The organism is Dolichospermum sp. LEGE 00246 (assembly GCF_015207865.1).
Lineage (GTDB): Bacteria > Cyanobacteriota > Cyanobacteriia > Cyanobacteriales > Nostocaceae > Dolichospermum > Dolichospermum heterosporum.
The window spans coordinates 1-5,547 of the sequence record NZ_JADEWA010000367.1 but is presented as its reverse complement, the minus strand read 5'-3'; the positions used below and the strand labels follow the sequence as shown (position 1 = coordinate 5,547).

Annotated in this window: 5 protein-coding genes; 4 read left to right on the top strand and 1 reads right to left on the bottom strand. The window is 42.7% G+C overall.

Annotated elements, in window-relative coordinates:
- Window positions 1-92 precede the first annotated feature (92 nt).
- Window positions 93-1,949: an NAD(P)H-quinone oxidoreductase subunit F gene (locus IQ228_RS19880; protein WP_193964093.1), complete on the bottom strand. Its 1,857-nt coding sequence runs from the start codon at window positions 1,947-1,949 to the stop codon at window positions 93-95.
- Between the two features lie 656 nt (window positions 1,950-2,605).
- Here IQ228_RS19880 and IQ228_RS19875 point away from each other — a divergent pair.
- The 4 genes from IQ228_RS19875 to IQ228_RS19860 all read left to right on the top strand — a co-directional run bounded on the left by IQ228_RS19875 (window position 2,606) and on the right by IQ228_RS19860 (window position 5,498).
- A complete protein-coding gene (locus tag IQ228_RS19875) occupies window positions 2,606-2,914 on the top strand; it encodes a carbon dioxide-concentrating mechanism protein CcmK (protein WP_027401081.1) in 309 nt (102 codons plus the stop codon).
- 93 nt (window positions 2,915-3,007) lie between these two features.
- Window positions 3,008-3,352, top strand: a complete 345-nt coding sequence (locus IQ228_RS19870) for a carbon dioxide-concentrating mechanism protein CcmK (RefSeq protein WP_015080435.1) — start codon at window positions 3,008-3,010, stop codon at window positions 3,350-3,352.
- Between the two features lie 6 nt (window positions 3,353-3,358).
- Window positions 3,359-3,664, top strand: a complete 306-nt coding sequence (locus tag IQ228_RS19865) for a EutN/CcmL family microcompartment protein (protein WP_027401080.1) — start codon at window positions 3,359-3,361, stop codon at window positions 3,662-3,664.
- Between the two features lie 178 nt (window positions 3,665-3,842).
- A complete protein-coding gene (locus tag IQ228_RS19860) occupies window positions 3,843-5,498 on the top strand; it encodes a ribulose bisphosphate carboxylase small subunit (protein ID WP_193964091.1) in 1,656 nt (551 codons plus the stop codon).
- Window positions 5,499-5,547 lie beyond the last annotated feature (49 nt).

Sequence of the window (5,547 nt, the reverse complement as noted above, 5' to 3'; positions counted from 1 at the left end):
AGGTGGGGGAGGTGGGGGAAGAATATTACCCATTACCAATTACCAATTACCAATTACCAATTACCAATTACCCATTACCCATTACCCATTACCTAAAAAGGTAATTTCTCGAATAAACCTAATGACAGACTAATGAGGAAACCAAGAATGCTAATAACGACAAGGATTGTTAGCATATAGCCTTGAGATTGACCAGAAATACTGTATTTTAAACTTTGTCCGCTAAAAATTGCAGCAAAGCCGACTAAGTTCACTAGACCATCTACCAAAAAGCGATCGCTCCACGCGGATATCCTCGATAACAGCGCCACAGCACTTACAATCGTTAAGCGATAAATGCGGTCTATGTAAAAATCATAGCCTAATAAATCCTGTAAAACTCTCCAGACCAATATTCTCGATCTTGACCAAGCCTTGTGCAGATAAATTGTTGCGCCAATAGTTACCCCAGCAATGGTAGAAGCTAGTAAAGATCCCACTACATACCAATCTAGGCTTTCCCAGCTAGGTAATAAATACCATTGCTGTAGCATCAGGGGTAATAATAGCGTCAGGATAGTTAAAGTCACCATTGGTAATGCCATTGGCCAGGCAACTTCTGGAGCGCGACGGGTTTTTGGTTGGGGTTGTCCCCAAAAAACTAACCGGAATACCCTAGTTAAATTCAAAGCCGTTAAGCCGTTAACTAAGATTAAAACCACAATTACCCAAGGGCTAATTTTTACTAAGCCGTCAGCCCAAGCTAACATTGCCCAAAAACTGCCCAAGGGTAGTAGTGTCACCATACCTGCCGAACCGACTATAAAAGCTGTGGTAGTAGCTGGCATTTTTGACCACAAACCCCCCATTTCCGTTAAATCTTGGGTTTGGGTAGTGTAGATAACTGAACCAGAACTCATGAATAATAAGGCTTTGGCAATAGCATGACTCAGGAGTAACATTAACGCCACTCCACCTTGTTCCAAGCCTACCGCCAAAAATACTAATCCCATGTAAGCACTAGTGGAATGGGAGAGCGATCGCTTAATATCAATTTGGGCTAGAGATACCAATGTCGCCCCCACCGCTGTCATTATCCCCACAACCACCAAAGTATTTAAGGCAATAGGGGACAAATATAATAATGGTTGGACTTTGTAGAGGAAATAAGCACCCCCAGCTACCACCAACGAATTTCGCATCACCGAAGCCGGGTTGGGTCCCTCCATTGCCTCATCTAACCACAAATGCAGGGGAAATTGAGCGCACTTACCAGCAGGACCGGCAATTAAACCCAAACAGAGCAAGGTTGATGTCACAGGGTTTAAATCAGCGGTTTGCGCCCACTCATACAAATCCGAAAAGTTTAAGCTACCCGCTAAAGTAGAAAGAGTTACTACAGCCATTAGCAGCAACAAATCACCTACCCGCTTTGTTAAGAATGCATCTCGCGCCGCCGTCACTACCAAGGGTTGAGCATACCAAAATCCCACCAGTAAATAAGTCGAAAGGGTGAGAACTTCCAGCAAAGCATAGCTGAGAAACAAAGAATCACTAATTGCTAAACCACTCAGAGCAGCTTCAAAAAATCCGACTAGACCAAAAAATCTGGCTAAAGACCAATCTTTTTCCATGTAGCCTAGTGCGTAAATTTGCGCCAATAGACTTAATCCAGTAATTAAAACTGTCGCCCCAACACTGACTACGGAAATTTCCAAAGCAAAAGATAATTGAAAATCAGCAGCTTGAAACCAAGTAATTACTAAACTTTCCTGTTCTCGACTCCAGATATCTTTAAATACTAATAAACTATGGACAAAACCTAAGATGGTAGTCAATAAATTCAAGTAAGCCGCAGGTCTAGGTCCCGTACGCTGGATGATTCCTATACTCCAAGGCAAAGTCACAATTGCCCCGAGTAAACTATAAAGAGGCACAAAGCAACTCGTTAAAAATAGAAACTCATTCATCTAATATTTTCCTTAACAACTCAGTTCCGATTCTCTTAAGCAGCCTTTAAATAATCATTTGCTCAAAAAGCAATATCTTTGCGAAAATCTATGTTTTCTTAACTTTTTTTAGCTCAATATGCCTAAGCACATTTACTTTAGATTAGCCTATTATTGAGCCATTAAATATAATTTAACATCTTAGATATTCTAATAATTTTTGAACAACATTTTTTATTTTTCTGCTTTTTTTAAATTTGTTTTTTAAGTACGCTGGTAAAATTTGCAGATTTTTACCCACTGTTTATAGCCATAGCGAATTATAGGAAAGATATAGCCGTTAGCCTGTCCGTCCCATATATAGCACTCACCAATCCTCCTCATCAAAGAATTAGCTTGGGCTATGAACTATAGTAATTCTCAAAGTGATAAAGAAATTATAAAGCATAAGTTGTCACTCTAGGGATCAGTGAATTTTAATCTCATAAAAGACCGTATGAACTTTTGTTAACTTTTTTTAATATATTTTATTACAAACTATTATAGTAATTTATGTTGCCAGGGATGCCAAGGTTTCCTATGCTTAAATGTGGCAGTATTTTCGGATCAGGATGAGCATCCCCGTCCAAAATTTCCACCCATAGTTCTAATTCGATTAAATTTTGAGGAGTTCTGCGATGCCAATTGCAGTTGGAATGATTGAAACTAAAGGCTTTCCCGCAGTAGTAGAAGCTGCTGACGCAATGGTGAAGGCTGCCCGTGTGACTTTAGTAGGATATGAAAAAATTGGTAGCGCTCGCGTTACAGTTATTGTGAGAGGGGATGTTTCTGAAGTTCAAGCTTCAGTAGCAGCCGGCATTGAAGCAGCTAAAAGAGTCAACGGTGGTGAAGTGGTATCTACCCACATCATTGCTCGTCCTCATGAAAACCTAGAATATGTCTTGCCAATTCGTTATACAGAAGCTGTAGAACAGTTCCGGGCTTAGTCTAATTACTGTTTAAACGAAAAACATTAACAGGACTGCTTGCTTGAGTTTAAATCTGGTACAAGTAAAAATTTAATTTAAGGACAAAAACAAATGTCAATTGCAGTAGGAATGGTAGAGACTCTAGGCTTTCCAGCCGTAGTAGAAGCTGCTGATGCGATGGTAAAAGCTGCTCGTGTTACCTTGGTTGGTTATGAAAAAATCGGTAGTGGTCGGGTAACAGTTATCGTTCGTGGTGATGTTTCCGAAGTTCAAGCTTCCGTAGGTGCTGGAGTAGAATCAGTTAAGCGCGTTAACGGTGGACAAGTGCTATCTACCCACATTATTGCTCGTCCCCACGAAAACTTGGAATATGTCCTCCCCATTCGTTATACCGAAGATGTAGAACAATTCCGGGAAGGTGTTAACACAATCCGCCCTTTCGGTAGAAGACCATAATTAATAATGCAAATTGCCAGAGTTCGTGGCACAGTAACCAGCACCCAAAAAGATCCCAGTCTGCGGGGTGTGAAGCTACTAATGTTGCAATTAATAGATGAAAATGGCAATCTCCTGCCAGTATACGAGGTAGCCGCCGATAACAGTGTAGGGGCAGGAGTAGATGAGTGGGTACTTGTCAGTCGTGGCAGTGCTGCTCGTCAATTATCAGGTAATGAACAACGACCGTTAGACGCATCAGTAGTGGCAATTATAGACACAATTTACGTTGAAGATCGTGTAATTTACAGCAAGAAAGACCAGTATAGATAGTCAGGGAAGAGGTGACAGGTGACAGGTGACAGGTGACAGGTGACAGGTGACAGGTGACAGGTGACAGGTGACAGGTGACAGGTGACAGGTGACAGGTGACAGGTGACAGGTGACAGGTGACAGGTGACAGGTGACAGGTGACCACTGACAAAAAGCTTATTTCAGGAGGAATCTCGCAATGGTAGTCCGCAGCACGGCGGCACCCCCAACCCCATGGTCAAGGAGTTTAGCAGAACCAAAAATCAATGAAACTGCATTTGTCCACTCTTCTTGTAACCTGATTGGTGATGTCAATATAGGTGCAAATGTAATTGTTGCTCCGGGGACTTCGATTAGAGCCGATGAAGGGACACCTTTTTGTGTTAGTGAAAATACCAATATTCAAGATGGTGTGGTCATTCATGGGTTGGAGCAAGGCCGAGTCGTTGGTGATGATGGCAAGGAATACTCAGTATGGGTTGGGAAAAGTGCCTCCATTACCCACATGGCACTGATTCATGGACCTGCTTACGTTGGCGATAGTTGTTTTATTGGCTTTCGTTCTACGGTATTTAATGCCAGGGTGGGTGCAGGCTGCATTGTGATGATGCACGCCCTAATTCAAGATGTGGAAATTCCACCGGGTAAATACGTAGCTTCTGGATCAATAATTACGACCCAGCAGCAAGCGGATAGATTGCCAGATGTCCAAGCACAGGATCAAGAATTTGCTCACCATGTAGTAGGGATTAATCAGGCTTTACGGGCTGGTTATCACTGTGCTGCGGATAGCAAGTGTATTGCGCCGATTCGGGATGAACTTAATCTTTCCGGTGCTAAATCTTATACAAGTATTGAAGTTGAAGAGTTAGAAAGGAGTAGTGACGTGGTTAGCTATAGCTTGGGTGCAGAAACAGTAGATCAATTACGTTATCTACTAGAACAAGGATTTAAAATTGGGACAGAACACGTAGACCAAAGACGTTTCCGTACAGGTTCTTGGCAAAGTTGTCAAGCAATTGAAACTCGGTCTTTAGGTGAAGCTGTTGCGGCTGTAGAGTCTTGCTTGAGAGACCACAGCGGTGAATATGTGCGTCTATTTGGTATTGATAGCAACAGAAGACGAGTATTAGAAACAATCGTTCAACGTCCTGAAGGTGTTGTTGCTGGTACATCTAGCTTTAAAGCCCCTGCCGCTGCATCTGCTGGTAGTTACAATGGTAATGGTAACGGCAATGGTGTTGGTAGTGCCAAATTGAGTGCAGAAACTGTAGATCAAATTCGTCAACTTTTGGCTGGTGGTTTCAGAATTGGGACAGAACACGTAGATGAGCGTCGCTTCCGTACAGGTTCTTGGAACAGTTGTGAACCAATTCAATCTAATTCGCCTCAGGCAGTTGTTTCTGCTTTGGAAGAGTGTATAGAAACTCATCAGGGTGAGTATGTGCGTTTGATTGGGATTGACACTAAAGCCAAACGTCGCGTATTAGAAGCAATTATCCAAAGACCAAATGGACAAGTAGCGTCTTCTGGTAGCACAAAATCATTTACCAGTACAAGTTCTGCCACTGCAACGGCGACAGCTACTAGCACCCGGTTAACTGCGGAAATAGTAGGTCAATTGCGCCAACTATTGTCCAGTGGGGCAAAAATTGCGGTGGAACACGTAGATCAACGCCGTTTCCGCACAGGGACTTGGACAGTTGCAGGTCAAATTCAGGCTACATCTGAAAGAGAAGCGATCGCTGCTTTAGAAGGATACGTCTCTGAATACCCAAGCGAATATGTACGCTTAGTTGGGACTGACCCCAAAGCGAAACGCCGCGTATTAGAAGCAATTATCCAACGTCCGTAGAGGCAGGCGCAGGGGAGCAGCTGTCTCTTATACAAATCTACGAGCCCCC

Excerpts from the sequence above, each read along its gene's own strand:
- IQ228_RS19875 (WP_027401081.1), top strand. The coding sequence starts at position 2,606 with ATGCCAATTGCAGTTGGAATGATTGAAACTAAAGGCTTTCCCGCAGTA.
- IQ228_RS19870 (WP_015080435.1), top strand. The coding sequence starts at position 3,008 with ATGTCAATTGCAGTAGGAATGGTAGAGACTCTAGGCTTTCCAGCCGTA.
- IQ228_RS19860 (WP_193964091.1), top strand. The coding sequence starts at position 3,843 with ATGGTAGTCCGCAGCACGGCGGCACCCCCAACCCCATGGTCAAGGAGT.
- IQ228_RS19880 (WP_193964093.1), bottom strand. The coding sequence starts at position 1,949 with ATGAATGAGTTTCTATTTTTAACGAGTTGCTTTGTGCCTCTTTATAGT.
- IQ228_RS19865 (WP_027401080.1), top strand. The coding sequence starts at position 3,359 with ATGCAAATTGCCAGAGTTCGTGGCACAGTAACCAGCACCCAAAAAGAT.